The sequence below is a fragment of the Pantoea sp. Lu_F5_004 genome, from assembly GCF_051136245.1.
GTDB classification, from domain to species: Bacteria; Pseudomonadota; Gammaproteobacteria; order Enterobacterales; family Enterobacteriaceae; genus Pantoea; species Pantoea agglomerans.
In genome coordinates this window covers 1,195,678-1,213,442 of record NZ_CP194946.1, presented here as the reverse complement: position 1 = coordinate 1,213,442, position 17,765 = coordinate 1,195,678, and the positions used below count along the sequence as shown (strand labels likewise).

General features: G+C 53.3%; 19 protein-coding genes. 9 read left to right on the top strand and 10 right to left on the bottom strand.

Going from position 1 to position 17,765, the window contains the following annotated elements; translation table 11 throughout:
* Positions 1 to 334: 334 nt before the first annotated feature.
* On the top strand, positions 335 to 649 hold the full coding sequence (locus ACR8BN_RS05775) for a hypothetical protein (RefSeq protein WP_061703729.1): 315 nt from the start codon (positions 335 to 337) through the stop codon (positions 647 to 649).
* A gap of 1 nt (position 650) precedes the next feature.
* Here ACR8BN_RS05775 and ACR8BN_RS05770 read toward each other — a convergent pair whose 3' ends face one another.
* On the bottom strand, positions 651 to 1,439 hold the full coding sequence (locus tag ACR8BN_RS05770; RefSeq protein WP_061703728.1) for a DUF4225 domain-containing protein: 789 nt from the start codon (positions 1,437 to 1,439) through the stop codon (positions 651 to 653).
* Between the two features lie 82 nt (positions 1,440 to 1,521).
* Here ACR8BN_RS05770 and ACR8BN_RS05765 point away from each other — a divergent pair, with 82 nt between their 5' ends.
* Entirely contained in the window at positions 1,522 to 2,004 is a 483-nt protein-coding gene (locus ACR8BN_RS05765; protein WP_086906201.1) for an Hcp family type VI secretion system effector, read from the top strand.
* A gap of 297 nt (positions 2,005 to 2,301) precedes the next feature.
* On the opposite strand, the gene ACR8BN_RS05760 is transcribed toward ACR8BN_RS05765, so the two are convergent.
* Positions 2,302 to 3,171, bottom strand: a complete 870-nt coding sequence (locus tag ACR8BN_RS05760; RefSeq protein ID WP_064703378.1) for a helix-turn-helix domain-containing protein — start codon at positions 3,169 to 3,171, stop codon at positions 2,302 to 2,304.
* A 177-nt stretch (positions 3,172 to 3,348) separates the two neighbouring features.
* On the opposite strand from ACR8BN_RS05760, the gene ACR8BN_RS05755 reads away from it, so the two are divergent.
* Positions 3,349 to 4,248, top strand: coding sequence for a DMT family transporter (locus tag ACR8BN_RS05755; protein WP_434747575.1), 900 nt, complete (start codon positions 3,349 to 3,351; stop codon positions 4,246 to 4,248).
* A gap of 36 nt (positions 4,249 to 4,284) precedes the next feature.
* Here ACR8BN_RS05755 and ACR8BN_RS05750 read toward each other — a convergent pair whose 3' ends face one another.
* On the bottom strand, positions 4,285 to 4,518 hold the full coding sequence (locus tag ACR8BN_RS05750) for a hypothetical protein (protein WP_010257893.1): 234 nt from the start codon (positions 4,516 to 4,518) through the stop codon (positions 4,285 to 4,287).
* A gap of 285 nt (positions 4,519 to 4,803) precedes the next feature.
* Here ACR8BN_RS05750 and ACR8BN_RS05745 point away from each other — a divergent pair, with 285 nt between their 5' ends.
* A complete protein-coding gene (locus ACR8BN_RS05745; RefSeq protein WP_137229962.1) occupies positions 4,804 to 6,030 on the top strand; it encodes an L-lactate MFS transporter in 1,227 nt (408 codons plus the stop codon).
* 38 nt (positions 6,031 to 6,068) lie between these two features.
* Here the strand turns inward: ACR8BN_RS05745 and ACR8BN_RS05740 are convergent, their stop codons facing one another.
* From ACR8BN_RS05740 to ACR8BN_RS05720, 5 genes are all read right to left on the bottom strand, one after another.
* A complete protein-coding gene (locus ACR8BN_RS05740) occupies positions 6,069 to 6,944 on the bottom strand; it encodes an SMP-30/gluconolactonase/LRE family protein (RefSeq protein ID WP_083069194.1) in 876 nt (291 codons plus the stop codon).
* A gap of 512 nt (positions 6,945 to 7,456) precedes the next feature.
* Positions 7,457 to 7,738 carry a hypothetical protein gene (locus ACR8BN_RS05735; protein WP_031590547.1) on the bottom strand — a complete coding sequence of 94 codons (282 nt, stop codon included), beginning with the start codon at positions 7,736 to 7,738 and terminating at the stop codon, positions 7,457 to 7,459.
* A 274-nt stretch (positions 7,739 to 8,012) separates the two neighbouring features.
* Positions 8,013 to 8,819 carry a hypothetical protein gene (locus tag ACR8BN_RS05730; protein WP_010257881.1) on the bottom strand — a complete coding sequence of 269 codons (807 nt, stop codon included), beginning with the start codon at positions 8,817 to 8,819 and terminating at the stop codon, positions 8,013 to 8,015.
* 9 nt (positions 8,820 to 8,828) lie between these two features.
* Positions 8,829 to 9,281 carry a universal stress protein gene (locus tag ACR8BN_RS05725; protein ID WP_010257878.1) on the bottom strand — a complete coding sequence of 151 codons (453 nt, stop codon included), beginning with the start codon at positions 9,279 to 9,281 and terminating at the stop codon, positions 8,829 to 8,831.
* A 7-nt stretch (positions 9,282 to 9,288) separates the two neighbouring features.
* A complete protein-coding gene (locus ACR8BN_RS05720; protein WP_010257875.1) occupies positions 9,289 to 10,074 on the bottom strand; it encodes an IclR family transcriptional regulator in 786 nt (261 codons plus the stop codon).
* 149 nt (positions 10,075 to 10,223) lie between these two features.
* Between ACR8BN_RS05720 and ACR8BN_RS05715 the strand changes: the two genes are divergently transcribed.
* The 3 genes from ACR8BN_RS05715 (at position 10,224) to ypdK (ending at position 13,130) form a co-directional block, all read left to right on the top strand.
* Positions 10,224 to 11,822, top strand: coding sequence for an MFS transporter (locus tag ACR8BN_RS05715; protein ID WP_434747392.1), 1,599 nt, complete (start codon positions 10,224 to 10,226; stop codon positions 11,820 to 11,822).
* Positions 11,823 to 11,824: 2 nt separating this feature from the next.
* Entirely contained in the window at positions 11,825 to 12,853 is a 1,029-nt protein-coding gene (locus ACR8BN_RS05710) for an HlyD family secretion protein (RefSeq protein ID WP_010257869.1), read from the top strand.
* Positions 12,854 to 13,055: 202 nt separating this feature from the next.
* Complete coding sequence (gene ypdK, locus ACR8BN_RS05705; protein WP_099257831.1) at positions 13,056 to 13,130, top strand: membrane protein YpdK; 75 nt, start codon at positions 13,056 to 13,058, stop codon at positions 13,128 to 13,130.
* A gap of 51 nt (positions 13,131 to 13,181) precedes the next feature.
* Here ypdK and alaC read toward each other — a convergent pair whose 3' ends face one another.
* Both alaC and ACR8BN_RS05695 read right to left on the bottom strand, forming a co-directional pair.
* The gene (alaC, locus tag ACR8BN_RS05700; RefSeq protein ID WP_033758563.1) at positions 13,182 to 14,414 is read right to left on the bottom strand and encodes an alanine transaminase; all 1,233 of its coding nucleotides are present in this window, start codon (positions 14,412 to 14,414) and stop codon (positions 13,182 to 13,184) included.
* Positions 14,415 to 14,531: 117 nt separating this feature from the next.
* Entirely contained in the window at positions 14,532 to 15,056 is a 525-nt protein-coding gene (locus ACR8BN_RS05695) for a GNAT family N-acetyltransferase (RefSeq protein ID WP_064703373.1), read from the bottom strand.
* A gap of 279 nt (positions 15,057 to 15,335) precedes the next feature.
* Between ACR8BN_RS05695 and ACR8BN_RS05690 the strand changes: the two genes are divergently transcribed.
* A complete protein-coding gene (locus ACR8BN_RS05690; protein WP_031590542.1) occupies positions 15,336 to 17,006 on the top strand; it encodes a sensor histidine kinase in 1,671 nt (556 codons plus the stop codon).
* On the top strand, positions 17,003 to 17,731 hold the full coding sequence (locus ACR8BN_RS05685) for a LytR/AlgR family response regulator transcription factor (protein WP_031590540.1): 729 nt from the start codon (positions 17,003 to 17,005) through the stop codon (positions 17,729 to 17,731). Before ACR8BN_RS05690 ends, ACR8BN_RS05685 begins: the two co-directional genes overlap by 4 nt.
* The last annotated feature ends 34 nt before the right edge of the window (positions 17,732 to 17,765 follow it).

Sequence of the window (17,765 nt, the reverse complement as noted above, 5' to 3'; positions counted from 1 at the left end):
GAATTATAACTACTCAGCTTCTGTTTTTGGCAGAATTACCTGTAGACTATGGCGGTGAACCTCAATTACTCTACAATCTTAAATCTATATTATATAATGACGACCTTACAAACGAACAAGCATACTCAGGTCATGTAAGAACATTAAAAATATTTTTTGTTTAAATAAATTCTGAAAATAAGATCAAATTATTCAGGGGAGAATTATAAGAAGAAACCAATCCCAACCACTCTGCAATTTACATATACCTTTTTGAAAGGCAATATAACTTTTTCTGGTAACCACCAGACTATATGAGTTATGATCGGTCTAAACTTACAGCCTTGGTGACCATATGAACGTTTTTGAAATTGAAAGAAGACTTGCTGAAAGCGGTTTCAATGCGAAAGATATTGCTGCTTTAAGAATGCAAGCCGAAAAAAGTGGAACAACTTACCCAGTTTTACTCAAAGAGCTTAGCCTACGCTTTATTGCCTCAATGCTCCTTGTAATCATTCTTGCTGTGGTTTGGATATACACGTTTATATATAAGGATAGCCTCGCTATCACCTCATACTCAATCACAATGCTAATCATAGCTCCGATTTTTTACATTTTTACACCGATGAAGTTAGGCTACAAATCATTCCGATATACAAGAAAAAAGTGACTTATTTTTTATTATCGTATATCGATTTGAGAGCAGAATAGTCGTTATATATTTCAACTCCTAGTTCAAAACGGCTCATATCTTTGATACCCCGAACAAAATCGGAGTTTATGTAGTAAAAGAGACGAAATGTTTCGGGTTTTCTTATCAGCCTAAACATGCCGTAGGCAGAGAGAGCAAGATCCATACTGCTGTAAGCAATTTCACCTGTTTTTTGATCGAAGCCTAAAAACTTAGCTGCTCCAATATAGCCATCCTTTAAGAAACCTTGGGCGTCATTTTTTCCTGTAATAACATTCATCACGCTCTCCTGGATCCCATTCACACCATGAAGTGTGAGCATTGCACCAAACCCAACCCCTATTATATTTCCGGTTGCAGCTGAAGCGGCCATGACTCCAAACCCAGCCACTACCTGTAATCCACTCAGAACTACTCCTACACCATTGATAACATATCCCCAAATATCACCTTGCTGAACAAACTGTACTGAAGCATGCAATGCCGCCTGACCTGTCCGCAGAAGTTGATCTTGTTTCATGAGATTACGATGTTCTTCTTTCAGATTTTGTATACATCGCTGGCATTCATCATCGCTGGCACCTGAGCGAATAGTATCCATTTGAGCGTTAATGAAAATCTTCATTTCGTCCTGAAACTGAACCCTGTTGTAGCCATCATACAAGTGAATTAAAGAGAGGTGGCTTGACGTACTAAGTAGCTGATTAGCCTCAGCATTAGCCATTGTCAGAAAGTAATCCTTAAATCGGTCTGGTTTCCAGTAGTCCATGACTGTACCTTTATGTCACTATACGTATCATTAAGATTATTTAATCAGATTCCTCTTCTCAGGGAAAGCAAAAGGACCAGCTATGAGTACAGATCTCTTCTTAAAAATCGATGGCATTACAGGCGAATCTCAGGACAGTAATCATAAAGGCTGCATCAGCATTGAATCATTCACCTGGGGTGCAAGCCAGCCAGGGAACATGACGGTTGGTGGGGGCGGTGGCGCAGGAAAGGTTCAGTATCGTGATCTCACTGTTCAGGCGCTTATAGACAAAGCTACTCCAGCAATAATGCGTTACGTCTCCAACGGCAAGCATATTGGCAAAGTGGAGCTTTCGGTATGTAAGGCAGGAGGGAGCCAAATCGAGTATTGCCGCATTACGCTTGAAGACGTTCTTATCACCAATGTGGTTTTCAATGGCACTACAAATCGTGATCTGATCGGAGTTTCATATCAGTTTCAGGCATCAAAAGTTAAAACACAGTATTGGGAACAGTCAGCGAGTGGCGGCAAAGGCGCGGAAACTCAGTCAGGGTGGGATATTAAAGGTAACAAAGAACAGTAATGTCTCAAGAACACTGGATGTTTTAGCACGATCTGAAGCTTATTATTTATTTAAGGTGTCAATTAAAACTGGCACCTTCGTGTTTTATTAAGCCGTAATAATTTCTCTCAAATTATGATAATTAATCCAATCATACAGTCTTAAAAACACTTATGAAGCATTAAGATAAATAACGACTCACATATTAAGCCAGAATTCGCATAAATAAAGAAACTTGCAGAATAGTTAAACGGTAATCCAAAGTTAGATCCTCAATGTGGCTTAATACCAGTATCTATAGAGGCAATTTCAGAAATTTCAGCGACTCCCCCGCCGACACGCCGAGGGCGTCATGCCATAAACCTGCCGGAAACGATTGCTGAAGTGGGCTGATGAGTGGTAGCCACACTGAAGGGCAATATCGGTCAGCGTCAGCTCGGGCCGCTCAAGCAACATCCTTGCACGATCCATTCGACGACGCATCACGAACTGGTGCGGCGCTTCGCCAGTGGTATGGCGGAACATGCGGGCAAAGTGAAACTCACTCAATGCTGCTTCCTGCGCCAGCACCGCCAGGGTTAAAGGCTGGTCAATGTGAGCCTCAATGAAGTCGAGAACCCGACGTAATACCGCGGGAGCCAGTCCGCCCCTCACCTGGGGCAGTTGCCACTTAACTTCGCTGTAGTGCTGCAGCAGATGGGTCAGCAGGAGTGTTGATGCGCTGCTCAGCGTCAGCTGGCTGGCGGGCTGTTGCCAGTCGCTGCTCAGCAGAAAGTGTCGATAGAGCTGGGTAATGCGGTCATCAACAGAAAAGATTTTCTCATGCAGGTTTAACTGCGCCGGACTGCGGTCCCAGACCCGTTCGGCTAGCTGCCGCAGTTGGTTCTCGCTGCAATAGAGATGAACAAAGGCGAGATCGGCACGCAGATCCCAGGTCGATTCTGTGCCAGCCGGCATCAGACAGAAGCGATCGGGTGCGCCACCGTTACGCCAGCCATGCGGGGTTTTATGCCAGGTATCGTAGCCGCCCGCCACATAAAGGCTTAGCGTGTGATGATCGCTGAGGTTTGTCACGCGATCGCCACTATTAAACCAGGCTGCCAGCTGAATGCCGCTGTTAAGTTGCACCTGATCGCGCAGTTGTGCTTTGTGGCGTTGCAGCATGTCAAAGGTCTGGAAGCGACTCATCGGGGTATCAGTTCAGATAAACAGAGTGCCAGTTTACGGATTGCGCGGGACAGAAAACAGAGCACATCGGGACAGCGAGTAAAAATGCGCAAGATTTTGCAAACCCTGCGCAATCCGCTGCAAGCCCCGGGAGCGTTGCGGGTGCAGACTCGGCGTTTTGCGGTGGAGAATCTGGCAATGAACCTGTTTTTGTATCTCTCAGTCGTGCTGATCTGGGGCACGACCTGGATTGCGATTTATGCGCAACAGTCTGCAGGCATCAGCGCCGTAACTGTCGCTGTCTTCTGGCGCTTTTTGCTGGCCTCGCTGGTCATGTTATTGCTGCTTAAGCTGATAAAGCGTCTGCACAGGCTGACGCTGCAGGATCACCTCTTCTGTGTGCTGCAGGGCTGTTGCGTTTTTGGCTTCAACTTTGTCTGCTTCTATTACGCCTCTGGCTATATCAGCAGCGGACTGGAGTCGGTCATTTTCTCTATGGCTGTGATGTATAACGCCATTAACAGCTGGATATTTTTCCGTCAGCGCCCTTCTGAACGTCTGATTCCGGCGATAGTGCTCGGCATGGCTGGCATTGTTGCGTTGTTCTGGCACGATCTGCGCAGTACTCAGGCCTCGGCCGGCTTGATGTGGGGCATTGGGTTAAGTGCGCTGGGCACACTGGGATTTTCATTCGGCAATATGATCAGTCAGCGGCATCAGCGTCTGCAACGTGACGTGCTGACAACCAACAGTTACGGCATGTTATACGGTGCGCTGATCATGGCACTGGTCTCGCTGCTGCAGGGTGTTTCGCTGCAGCCGACATGGAATACACAGTGGTTTGGAGCATTGATCTATCTGGCTATCGTGGGATCGGTGATGGGATTCGGGGCCTATTTTACACTGGTGGGACGTATCGGAGCCAGTCGGGCTGCCTATACAACCGTTCTGTTTCCGCTGGTGGCGCTGGCACTCTCTACCCGTTACGAAGGATATGAGTGGCATGCCAGCGCCATCCCTGGCCTTGTCATGATTTTGCTGGGCAATATCGTGATGTTTGCCCGTTGGCCGGCAAGTCGTCGCCGGGTAATCATCTGACGCGGAGGCGGGCTGAGGCCCGCGCCCGTATGGACGTTACGCCCACTGCTGCTGAAGGAGTTTCTGTGGTTTATTGATCGCTTTACGCGCAATCCAGTAAAGCAGAACACGCTCATCATCACTATCACGATCGGCCATCGACAGTAGTTTTAATGCCAGCGTCGATTTGGTCACAGGCTGCTGTTCTGTACTGAGTTCAATCACCGCCTGACCGATAATGCAGCAAACTTCATCCTCACTGGTGCTGGATTCATATGTCCGGTCTTTCATATTTCCTCCTGATAAGTGAACTGTTAGCCTGGCAAATAATCTGAAAACCTGCTCACAGAATCATCTTAATGAAACATTATCTTACGGCTAATTACGCTTACTTATTAAGTTGCCGCTTTGCTTACTTTTGACGCGACGTCGCTAACCCCTCCCGATGCCATTCATACCGCCTGAATGGCATTTCATTCCCCAATCCGTTCCGTTCATGCCTTTACTGCTCACGCGCGCGAATCACTGCTTTATTCTGACCGCAGTTTCCAGATTCCCGGACGGGAGAGATAAATTATGAACCAGACTCAACAGGCTTCTTACCAGCGTGCTCGCTGGCTTACATTGTTCGGAACGGTAATCACTCAGTTCGCACTGGGGTCAGTCTACACATGGAGTTTGTTCAACGGCCAGCTGTCACAGAAGCTGGATGCGACGGTCAGTCAGGTCGCTTTTTCGTTTGGTCTGCTGAGCCTGGGGCTGGCTATTGCCTCCTCGCTGGCCGGTAAATTACAGGAACGTTTTGGCGTACGCCGCGTCACTATCGGGGCGGGTGTGCTGATGGCGCTGGGTTTCTGGCTTACCGCGCATGCTAATAATCTGATGATGCTCTATTTCAGCGCCGGACTGCTGGTGGGTCTGGCGGATGGCGCAGGTTACCTGATGACGCTCTCAAACTGCGTGAAGTGGTTTCCGGAGCGCAAAGGGATGATCTCTGCCTGTGCGATTGGCGCTTACGGTCTTGGCAGTCTGGGATTCAAATTTATCTGCGGGGCGCTGCTGGCGACGGTGGGTCTGGAGCAGACCTTTATGATCTGGGGCGTGCTCGCGATGTCGATGATTATCCTCGGTGCACTGCTGATGCGTGAAGCCCCACTTCAGGATACCGGGAGCAGCACGAATGGTCAGCAACATGCGCGGGATTACACGCTGGCACAGTCGGTGCGTCTGCCGCAGTACTGGATGCTGGCGCTGATGTTCCTGACAGCCTGCATGAGCGGTCTCTATGTGATAGGCGTTGCTAAAGATATCGGCGAAGGGCTGGTGCATCTGACTACGCAGACCGCTGCCAGTGCGGTAACGGTGATCGCGATTGCCAACCTGAGTGGCCGTCTGGTGCTGGGTATACTGTCTGACAAAATGATGCGCATCCGGGTTATTTCACTGGCGCAAATCGTGTCGCTGATCGGGATGAGCGTGCTGCTGTTTACCCGGATGAATGAGATCACCTTCTTCCTGTCACTCGCCTGTGTAGCCTTCAGCTTTGGCGGTACCATCACGGTATTCCCGTCGCTGGTCAGTGACTTTTTCGGCCTCAACAACCTGACAAAAAACTATGGTCTGCTCTATCTCGGATTTGGTATCGGTAGCGTGCTGGGCTCACTGGTCGCCTCGCTGTTTGGCGGGTTCACCGTCACCTTCAGCCTGATTATGACGCTGCTGGTCATCTCCCTGTTCCTGTCACTCACCATCCGCTTACCACAGAGTTCTGTTACAGCAACACCTGTATTGCAACGTCATTAACCATCACGACGGGCCGCGCCAGAGCGGCCCGTTCACGTTTAGCCGCGGAATCGCGGCTCTGCCATGCCCGCCACAGAGACGTCCACCGCAAAGATATCGCCTGACTGCGGATAGCGCGCCAGCTCCTCTTCGGTGCGATCTTCCCGTGAACTGGTAATAAACAGCGTTTTAAGATCGGCGCCACCAAATGCCACCATGGTTGGCCACTTCACCGGCAGCAGGATCTCATCGACGATTTCGCTGCTCCGGGGATCGATGCGTACTACGCGTCCGCCATCAAACTGTGCGGACCAGTAAAATCCTTCGCTATCCACTGCGGCACCATCCGGCAATCCCCCTTTCGCGTCGAAACGGCGGAACAAGGTGCGTTCGCCCGGTTCGCCCTGCGCGTTTAATGGATAGCGATAGAGCGCTTCATTCGGCGTGTCACTGTGATACATCCAGCGCCGGTCGGGAGAAAAGGCCAGCCCGTTGGAAATTTTAATGTCACGCGCTTTGACCTCCAGCGTCAGGTCAGGCGTCACACGGCACAGCAGCCCGCCATTTTTGTCCTGCGGTTCCCACAGGCTGCCGCACCAGAAATTCCCCCAGGGATCGACACGGCCATCATTAAATCGGCTTTGCGCAGCCACACCGGGATTTTCTGCGATCTTTTTCTCTGGCTTACCCTGCGCATCCAGCAGCCAGACACCGCCACGCAATGCAGCTATCAGACCGCCCTGCTCACGCAGACCGATGCATCCCACCTCTTCCGCCTGCGGGAAGGTTTGCAGTTCACCGCTGACCGGATCAAAACGGTGAATGGCGGGTGCCAGAATATCGACACAGTACAGCACCTGTTCTTCCACTGACCAGAGCGGGCATTCGCCCAGTTCAGCCTGTAAAGCCAGAATATTTTTAACGTCATGCGCCATGTTTTTCTCCCATTGAACTGACATGCTAATAATGTAGTTGTAAAAACTTTCAAATGAGAATTATTTTCGCTTGATTTTGAGACTATTCTCTTTGATAGTATTTACTATTCAGTTCATTCTTATTTCTTTATTATTCTCCGCTGCAAAACGCAGCACTCTGAAATATTCGGTCATACCTTCTTAAATAACTCTACAAAGCCTGCATCTTCACTCCACTTTTCCAGCGTAGTGTCATAGTCATTGGAAAAGAGGAGAAGCTTCCGATGAAGAGATTAATTAAAGTCGCTTCGGTGGTTGCGCTGATGACCTTATTAAGTGGTTGTATCATCAGCCCCAGACACGACAATGGCTGGCACCGTGGGGGTGGCGGCGGATATCATGGAGGCTACTATGGAGGTTATCACGGTGGGTATCATGGCGGTCACCATCGCCGCTAACGGGCAAAGATGTCACACAGCATAAAATAAAAGCATTAAACTTTAAGGGCGGGATAATTATCCCGCCCGTTTTATTTAGCTTTTCACAGCATAATTACACTGGAACCACGCTTTCTGCAGTCCCGGAATATGACTCTCCTGCGCAGGTAACGCCTCGACTTTATCAAAGCCTTTATTACTGCAGTAATTCGCCAGATCAATATTCATTGCATCACGATTGACCTTTACCGGGTCAAAACGGTACTGCACGGTATTTGAGCCTGGATCTTCATCTACACGTTCAAATGCCCCGGGTTTGCTGGCAGTACATCCACTCAGCAAAATCAGCGCCAGTGCGCTGGTAATTAGTTTTTTCATTTAGTTATCCTCACGTTGCCGCGCAGTTTATGACGCAGCATGCCGCGCATCCATAGGATTAATGCACGAAAAATCAAAACTTGAGAAGCTTTTACCGATTAATGTAATACGATTAAACGGCTAGCACTATCATACGCGGCGTGACAAGATGCATTCAGACAAAACGAAGACTGCACCACACCAGGAAATGCCAAAAATAAAAATCTGTTCCTCTCTTCCCTGCCCGCGCTTAGCGGGCTTTTTTTCGCCCGCCATTCCGCTGCTCAGCTGCCGCTTACTGGCCAGTCAGTGCAATCATTCTACGTAACAGGTTAGCGGCGCGCTTGTCAGGTAATGCCAGAATCGCACTGTAGAGGTCAATCGACATCGCACACAACGATGAGCGATCAACCGCCGTGTCGGCAGGCATATTCAGCTGCTGCAGCTTATCCCCCCACTGCTGATAGAGCCGGGCGACAATCTTTTGCAGATCATCCTGCGCCAGCGCCTTATCCAATGGCTGATCGGGCAATGGACTGTTCAGCAGCAGCTGCTCCATGGCATCCGCCTCTTTGCGATTCAGCGACGGCGGCAGCGTGGTCAGCAGATTGATGCCACCACTCACCTGCGGATAGAGATAACGGAAGCAGAGGCCCGGATCGATTTGGTTCAGCGCCCGCATCTCTTCAACCGAGACGCTGATATAGTTGACGACCGCCGCGTCAGTTCCGCGCATCAGCCGCTGATTAATCACCTCAATCAGCCAGCCACGTAGCTCGCCCGTCGCCTTTTCAGCTGGCTCCCCCGCACGGATGCGCCGGGTCAGCTCCTGGGTCAGCAACAGCCATAACGCCGGTTCCTGAGTCTGCAGCACCCGATAACCGGGCATCTTTGCCAGTTGATTTACCGCCTGCTCACGCTGACTGGCCTGCAACTGATGCGGCGCAACCCAGCTGAACCAGAGCAGATTCGCCAGTATCAGGGGCAGCAGAAAGATGATCAGCCCCTGCCACAAACGCAGCCGGGTGGTTTTGATCAGTACAATTACAATCAGCGCCAGCAGCGCAAACGCGGCCAGCGTAATAAAAAGCAGAGCATTCATGCGGCGGGATTAATCCTTACGCACATCGATCAGCACAGGACAGTGAGCGCGCTCAATAACGGATGCGCTGACCGAGCCTTTTAACAGCCGATTCAAAGAGGAGAGATGGCGACGTCCCATGATAATCATGCTGGCCTTGAGCTGTTGCGACTGGGCAACGATAGTATCTGCCGCGTCACCCGCCAGAATCATGCCCCGCGCATTAATGCCCGCGCGCAGTAACGGAGCCAGTGCATGGCGCACCACCATTTCTGCCGTATTCTGCTCATCCTGCGCGGCCACAAAATCGGCCGGATCTTCACCCGCATCGATTTCCATTGGCTGATTACAGGAGGAGTAAGCGGGATCGACGCAGCACAGCACGACCACCTCGGCGCGATGCGCCAGCGCTTCTTCAATGGTTAAGGCGACCACTTTTTCCGCTACCGGAGAGTGATCAATGGCCATCAGCAGGGTTTTCATCGAATGCTTATCCTTCTATCGCGGCGACTTTGCCGATTTCACGCACCAGTGCCTCTTTACACTTCAGCATCTCGTCACGAAAACGGGCTTCGTGTCGCAGAAAACGTGCAGAGGGCACCAGCAAAGAGACAGAAAAGCGACCAAACAGCGTATCCAGCGCAAACGCCATGGTAGAGATACCTTCCAGCGTTTCACCGCGATCCACGGCGATACCGGTTTCGCGCACTTCCCTGATAAGTTGCAGCAACTGAGGCAGCGTTTTCACCGTCATATCGGTTAACTCCTGCCAGGCGTCGCCAACGATCGTCCGTACATCTTTTTCACACTCCAGCGCCAGCAACGCCCGTCCACCGGAGGTGCTGTAGAGCGGCAGATTGAGTCCCATATGCGGAACCACCCGAAGCTCACGCGACGCCACCACGTGGTGAATAATCGCCAGCTGGCTGCCGCTGGCGCGCGCCAGCGAGACGGTTTCATTGGTGTCGGAAGAGAGTTTTTCCAGCAGCGGACTGACCAGATCAACCACATCGGTATGTACGCTGGAGATCAGTTTTAACAGCGCCGGCCCCAGACGCAGTCCGCCCGCCCCGCTGCTGCGCACCAGCTCTGCACTGTCGAGCGCGGCAACAATACGCTGCACCGTTGAGCGCGGCAGTTCGACCGCCTGAGCGATCTCACCGAGGCTCATGCCGCCGGGCTGTTCGCCAAGCGCATTAAGAATTTTTGCCGCACGGGCGATGACCTGTATACCGCCCGTTTTTTCATCCTCGCGGCTGGAGGGTTGATGTGCCATAGCGTCGTCCTGTTTGAGCTGCCTTACTGTAGCGCGAATGCCGCACTTTTTACAGCCTGTACCACATTGCAATACAGTATACCGGGATGTAATATTACGACCTGTATCACATCGCAGTACACTGCATCATAATAACGAGATCGCCTGCAATGAATGCTAAGCCTGCCACCGCGCCGGCCCCTCATCCTTTTACACTGCGACTGGCACTGGGATTAGTCGGCGTGCTAATCGCCGCCCTGACCTCCGGGCTGAACGATCGCGTCAGTGATATCGCGCTGGCCGATATCCGTGCCGCCATCGGCATCAGTTACGATCAGGGTAGCTGGATTATCTCTGGTTATCAGGCGGCAGAAGTAGCCGCCATGATGATTGCGCCCTGGTTTGCCGTCACCCTGTCGCTGCGGCGTTTTACGTTAGGCGTGTCGGCGGGATTTATGCTGACCGGCATTCTGCTGCCGCTGGTGCGGGATCCGACGCTGTTTATCACTCTGCGCGTATTGCAGGGCCTGTTTGGCGGCGCCTTACCACCGATGCTGATGACGGTCGCCCTGCGCTTTCTGCCGCCGCCCTTTAAACTTTTTGGCCTGGCGGGCTATGCCCTGACTGCGACGTTTGGCCCCAATATGGCGGCCTCGCTGGCCTCGTTGTGGACCGATCACGTCAGCTGGATGATGGTGTTCTGGCAGGTCGTGCCGTTGATGCTGATCGCTATGCTGCTGACAGGATGGGGATTGCCCCAGGATCCGCTGCGGCCGGAACGCTTTCAGCAGATCGATCTGTTCGGCATGGTGACCGGCTGCAGTGGTGTTGCGCTGCTGATTCTGGTGCTGACCCAGGGTGAGCGCCTCGACTGGCTGAACTCGCCACTGATTACCGGTATGTTGCTCACCGCGCTGCCGCTGCTGCTGGTTTTCCTGATTAATGAGTGGTTTCACCCGCTGCCGCTGTTTAAATTGCAGATGCTCCGACGGTCAAATCTGGCGCATGGCTTGCTGGGCCTGGCCTGCGTGCTCATCCTTGGGCTTTCAGGCTCCGCGCTGCCTTCGGCCTATTTTGCTCAGGTCAGCGGCTTTCGCACCCTTGAGTTTGCCCCGCTGGCGCTGGCGGTGGGCCTGCCGCAACTGCTGATCGCACCGCTGATTGCGGCCCTGCTGAATATCCGCTGGATCGACTGCCGCTGGATGCTGACGGCGGGCGTTGGCCTGCTGGTGACCTCCTGCCTGCTGGGCACACAGATCACCAGTGACTGGGCAAGACAGAATTTCTGGCTGCTGCAGATCCTGCAGGCGTTCGGACAACCGATGATCATTTTGCCGATACTGATGAGCGCCACCAGCGTTGTGGCCCCACCAGAAGGCCCGTTTGCCTCGGCGATGTTTAATACGGTGCGCGGCTTTTCCAGCATCGCTGCCTCTACGCTGGTTGAGGTTTTCCTTTCGCATCGTGAGCAGTTTCACTCCAGTGTGCTGATTAATCAGGCATCCAGTCGCAGCTGGCTGATGACAGCGCCGACGGCCAGTCAGGCCAGCAGCAGCTTGCCGCTGTTGCCGGATGGCAGCATCAGCGCCGCCGATAATCTCAGCGGATTCGCCACCCTGGTCAGGCATCAGGCCACGATCCTTGGCCTGAGCGACAGCTGGCTGATGCTGACCGGCTTTGCCGCCTGCCTGTTACTGCTTACCGCCATCCTGCCAAAACGGGTGTGGCCGCCTCAAACTTTGATTCAAAACCCTTCCCGGAATAACTGAATATGCGTGCTTTCGAAATGAAAAGAACCCTGCTGCTGAGTCTGTTGCTGCTGGTGTTACTGGCCATCGCTTTTGTGGTCTGGTCACTGATGACCGGCAACGATCACCGCACCAACGACGCTTACGTCAATGCGGACTACACCCTTGTGGCACCGAAAGTCTCGGGCTACATCAGCCACGTGCAGGTGCAGGATAATCAGCAGGTCAAAGCGGGTCAGCTGCTGGCGACGCTGGACGATCGTGACTATCGTGTGGCGCTGGAGAGTGCGGAGGCTGACCTGCAGGTGAGCCAGGCGAAACTGCTGAGCAGCCAGGCACAGCTGGAGCAGCAGCAGTCGGTGATTGATCAGCAGAAAGCCAGCGTCGCGGCCAGCGAAGCCTCTGCGCAGTATGCCGGTCAGAGCGCCGATCGTTATAACCGCCTCTATAAAAGCGGTACCGTGGCAGCCGACGATCAGCAGAAAGCCAGCTCAAACCAGCGCTCGGCGCTGGCAGCCGTGCATCAGAGTCAGGCCGCGCTGGCGTCAGCAGTAAAACAGGTGGGAGTGCTACAGGCGGCGGTGCGTTCAGCAGAAGCGGACGTTGCAGCGGCGAAGGCCAGCGTCGATCAGGCCAGGCTGAATCTCTCCTACACCCGCATTACTGCGCCCGTTGACGGCATGGTGGGTCAGCGCTCGGTGCGGACCGGCGCGTACGTATCAGCCGGCACCCGTCTGCTGGCGGTAGTGCCACTGCAGCAAACCTACATTACTGCTAACTATCTTGAGACGCAGTTAAGCGATGTGCGTCCCGGCCAGCGGGTGCGGATCCGGGTGGACGCCCTGCCGGGCGAGACCTTTACTGGTCATGTGGACAGCATCGCACCGGCCACCGGCGCAACTTTTTCGGCGATCTCTCCCGATAACGCCACCGGCAACTACACTAAAGTCGTTCAGCGTCTGCCGGTGAAAATTGTGCTGGATGGCGACCAACAGCATCTGGCTCAGTTACGTGTAGGCATGTCGGCGATCCCTGAAATCGAAGTGCCGTAAAATTGTGAGCAATATCTCAGAACGGACCTATTTCATTTGGGGAGGATTCCGCGTAAATTAGCGCTCGATCCTGTTCTGAGTTATTCAGATCAACCCGGAAAAGAGCAGACCATGACTGTAAATGGCGATCTCTTTTCCACATCTGTTCGCGTTGCACTGGTTTGGGATCGCCATCATCGTAACCGCTCAGAGGAGTTGCTTTGTGAAATATGCCTTGATGGGAATATCTTTTTTCGCGTTACTTTGGTTCGGAACCTTTGTTCTGCTGCTGAAGTAATGGCGTGACAGTGCCGCCACGGGGCGACCCTTGAGTCGCCCCTGCTGGCTGTCAGCGTTCTTCTTCCATTTTTATGCTGCCTGGCAATATGCCATCGGCACGAAACATCGCTTTAATTCCCCGTACCGCCTGACGAATACGATCGCTGTTCTCTATCAGCGCAAAACGCACGTGCGTGTCACCATAGTCGCCAAACCCGATACCGGGCGAGACACAGACTTTCGCCTCCTGTAGCAGTTGCTTAGCGAACTCCAGCGACCCAAGATGTGCGTAATGATCCGGTATTTTTGCCCAGACGTACATTGAGGCTTTCGGGTTATCCACCATCCAGCCCGCCTCATGCAATCCTTTGACCAGCACATCACGGCGGCGTTTGTACTGCTCTGCGATGTCGCGCACGCACTGTTGATCCCCTTCCAGCGCCGCAATCGCCGCCACCTGCAGTGGCGTAAAGGTGCCGTAGTCATGATAACTTTTGATTCGTGCCAGCGCGGCAACCAGCTCTTTGTTGCCCACCATGAAACCGATGCGCCAGCCTGCCATGTTGTAGCTTTTTGACAGGGTAAAGAATTCGACGGCGACATCACGCGCGCCCGGTACCTGCATAATCGATGGCGCTTTCCAGCCATCGTAGACGATGTCGGCATAGGCCAGATCGTGGATCACCAGCACGTTGTACTGCTTCGCCAGCGCAATCACCCGTTCGAAAAAGTCGAGCTCCACACACTGTGCGGTGGGGTTGGACGGGAAGCCAAGGATCATCATTTTTGGCTTGGGATAGCTCTCGCGGATGGCGCGTTCCAGCTCATTGAAGAAGTCGACACCCGCCACCAGCGGCACCGAGCGTACCTGCGCCCCGGCAATCACCGCACCGTAGATATGAATCGGATAGCTGGGATTGGGCACCAGCACGGTATCACCGTGATCCAGCGTCGCCAGCATCAGGTGCGCCAGGCCTTCTTTGGAACCGATGGTGACAATCGCCTCTGATTCAGGATCGATCTCAACCTGATAGCGATCGGCGTACCAGCGCGAGATCGCCCGGCGCAGACGCGGAATACCGCGCGAGGTGGAATAACCGTGGGTATCGTCACGCTGCGCCACCTGGCATAACTTTTCGACGATGTGTGGCGGAGTCGGGCCATCCGGGTTGCCCATTGAAAAGTCGATGATATCTTCGCCGCGCCGACGCGCAGCCATCTTCAGTTCAGCGGTGATGTTGAAAACGTAAGGGGGTAAGCGTTCGATACGCGAGAAACGACGGGGTGTGCTGTTATCAGCCATGATGTCCTCTGGATTACGTAAGCGCCCGGACCGTCCGAGCGACGCGGGTCACTGTGGTGACCCGTTACGAACATAACGTGGCGAGGATCATTTTGTCGAGGGTGGCGGAAAATATTTTTATTTTTGCGGATTCAGCCGCCCCAGCAGCCAATCGTTCACCCAGCAGCCGTTCAGCAGATAATTATCCCGTAGCGTGCCCTCCAGCTGAAAGCCGTTTTTCTCCAGAATACGGCGTGATGCCCAGTTACCTTCAATCACCATCGCTTTGAGTTTGTGGAAATCGGCTTCAAGCAAAAACTGACACAGCGCCGCAAGGGCTTCGCTGCCATATCCCTGACCGCAGTGGCGATGCAGCAGCATATAGCCCACCTCCGCCTGACGGTATGGCTCCCATTCGGGGCTGCAGCCAAACAGGCCAATCGGCTCACCACTGTCACGACGTCGCGCAACCAGGCAGAGCATATGAAAACTGCTCGCCTGCCAGGGGGCCAGACGCTCGGTGAAGCGCTGGCGGATATCCGCTTCAGCGGGGACTTCGCTCACCCAGGTCATGGTGTCGCGATCTTCATGGACGGCACGAAACAGTTGCCAGTCTTCTGGCTGTAATTTACTCAGGGTTAATCTGGCGGTGACTAGTTGCATCTGCTGCTCCCGATGGGCGCGGTTTTCCAGCGGTCACTGGCGCACCTCATCGCGCAACATAGCAAAACGGCACCTTAGCGACCAGCCTCTGCAGGGCGAAAAAACTGTCCCCCTTTAATGCACTCAACCTTTCCTCTTTTTGCCCATATGCCGTAAAAATTGATCTGAAACACTAACTCCCGCCGTGATTGATCGGGACGCTAGCGGTTAGCGATCACATTTTTTATCATAGAGGCACTTTCCATTGCCGACGAGTCGCCTGTGTCCTCCCACTTCACGATGTTACTGGCAGTATTTGACCGCGCCGCCCTGATGCTGATCTGCCTGTTCTTCCTGACACGCACCCGCCCGTTTCGTCAGCTGCTGCAAAAAGATGAACACACCCGTGCGGAGAAAGTAGCCGTTACTGCCATCTTTTCCCTGTTTGCGCTGTTCAGTACCTGGTCGGGTGTCGATGTCGATGGTTCACTGCTGAATGTGCGGGTCATCGCCGTGATGGCGGGCGGCATTCTGTTTGGTCCCTGGGTCGGGATCGCCACCGGGGTTATCGCCGGTCTGCACCGTTTTCTGATCGATATTCACGGCGTGACCTCCGTGCCCTGCCTGATTACCAGCATCATTGCGGGTGTCGTCGCGGGCGGTATTAATCGCCGGGTACTGAAAGAACACCGCTGGCGTGCCGGAATCGTCGGCGGCATGCTCTGTGAAGCCCTGACGATGCTGTTGATTGTTGTGTGGGCGCGCCCCACCTCACTCGGGCTGGCGATTGTGTCAGAAATTGCTCTGCCGATGATCCTCGGTGCCTCCAGTATCGGCATCATTGTGCTGCTGGTGCAGAGCGTCGAGGGGGAAAAAGAGGCGATTGCCGCCCGCCAGGCCAAGCTGGCGCTGGAGATCGCCAATAAAACTCTGCCGCTGTTTCGTCAGGTGAACAGCGACTCGCTGCGCAACATCTGTGACATTATCCGACGGGAGATCAAAGCCGATGCAGTGGCGATGACCGATAAAAAACAGATTCTGGCCTACGTCGGCTATGGCGAACACAACTATAAACATGGGGATGATGGCATCAGCCCCACCACGGCGCAGTCGATCGCCAGCGGTAAAATTATCATTAAGAACAACGATGAAGCGCATCGCACCAAAGATATTCACTCCATGATCGTGATCCCGCTGTGGGAGAAAGGCAAAGTCACCGGCACGCTGAAAATCTACTATCGCCGCGCACACCGTATTACCGGCTCGCTGAAGGAGATGGCGATCGGCCTGTCACAAATCATCTCAACCCAGCTTGAAGTGTCGCGTGCCGAGCAGCTGCGCGAGATGGCGAATAAAGCGGAACTGCGCGCGCTGCAAAGTAAAATAAATCCTCATTTCCTGTTCAACGCCCTGAATGCTATCTCCTCTTCTATCCGGCTCAATCCCGATACCGCCCGCCAGCTGGTGATTAACCTGTCACGCTATCTGCGCTATAACCTGGAACTGAACGACGATGAGCTAATCGACATCCGTAAAGAGCTGTGGCAGGTGAAAGATTACATCGCCATCGAGCAGGCCCGGTTTGGCGATAAGCTGACGATGATCTATGACGTCGATGAGGATCTCCATTTTCTGCTGCCGAGTCTGCTGATCCAGCCTCTGGTGGAGAATGCCATTGTCCATGGTATCCAGCCCTGTAAAGGCAAAGGCGTGGTGACGCTGAGCGTCCGGGATCTGGGCGATCAGGTGCGGATCTCGGTGCGGGATACCGGCCAGGGCATCAGTGACGAAGTGATAGCACGGGTGGCACGCAACGAGATGCCCGGTAATAAAATCGGCCTGCTCAATGTGCATCATCGGGTAAAACTTTTGTCGGGTCAGGGATTGAATATCGTGCGGCATCAGCCGGGCACCGAGATTTCCTTTACGCTGAGTAAGAATGGCCAGCGCCTGGCGGAGAATCTGTTATGAAAGCCATTATTGTGGAAGATGAATTCCTGGCGCAGCAGGAGCTGAGCTGGATGATTCAGCATCACAGCAAAATCGAGATTGAAGCCTGTTTTGACGATGGTCTGGACGTGCTGAAGTACCTGCAACAGCATCGGGTTGATGTGATTTTCCTCGACATCAACATCCCCTCACTGGATGGCATGCTGCTGGCACAGAATATCCATCAGTTTGCTCACAAGCCACTGATTGTCTTTATTACCGCGTGGAAAGAGCATGCGGTGGAAGCGTTTGAGCTGGAGGCGTTTGACTACATTCTCAAGCCCTATCAGGAGTCGCGAATTGTCACCATGCTGAACAAGCTCGAAGCCACAGCGCAGGCGCAGCAGGCGGTCAGCCATCTCACTGCCACGCCCGCGCCGCAGACGGTCAACCTGATCAAAGATGAGCGCATTATCGTCACTGACGTGAATGATATTTACTACGTTGAGGCGCATGAGAAGCTGACGTTTGTTTATACCCGGCGCGAATCCTACGTGATGTCGATGAATATTACCGAGTTCTGTTCACGCCTGCCGGAACAGCAATTTTTCCGCTGCCACCGCTCTTTCTGTGTCAGCCTCAGCAAGATTCGTGAAATCGAGCCGTGGTTTAACAATACCTATCTGCTGAAGCTGCGCGATCTGGAGTTTCAGGTGCCGGTCAGCCGCAGTAAGGTGAAGCAGTTTCGACAGCTGATGCGCCTGTAGCGCAGTACGGTTAAAGACCTGTTCAGAAAGGGGG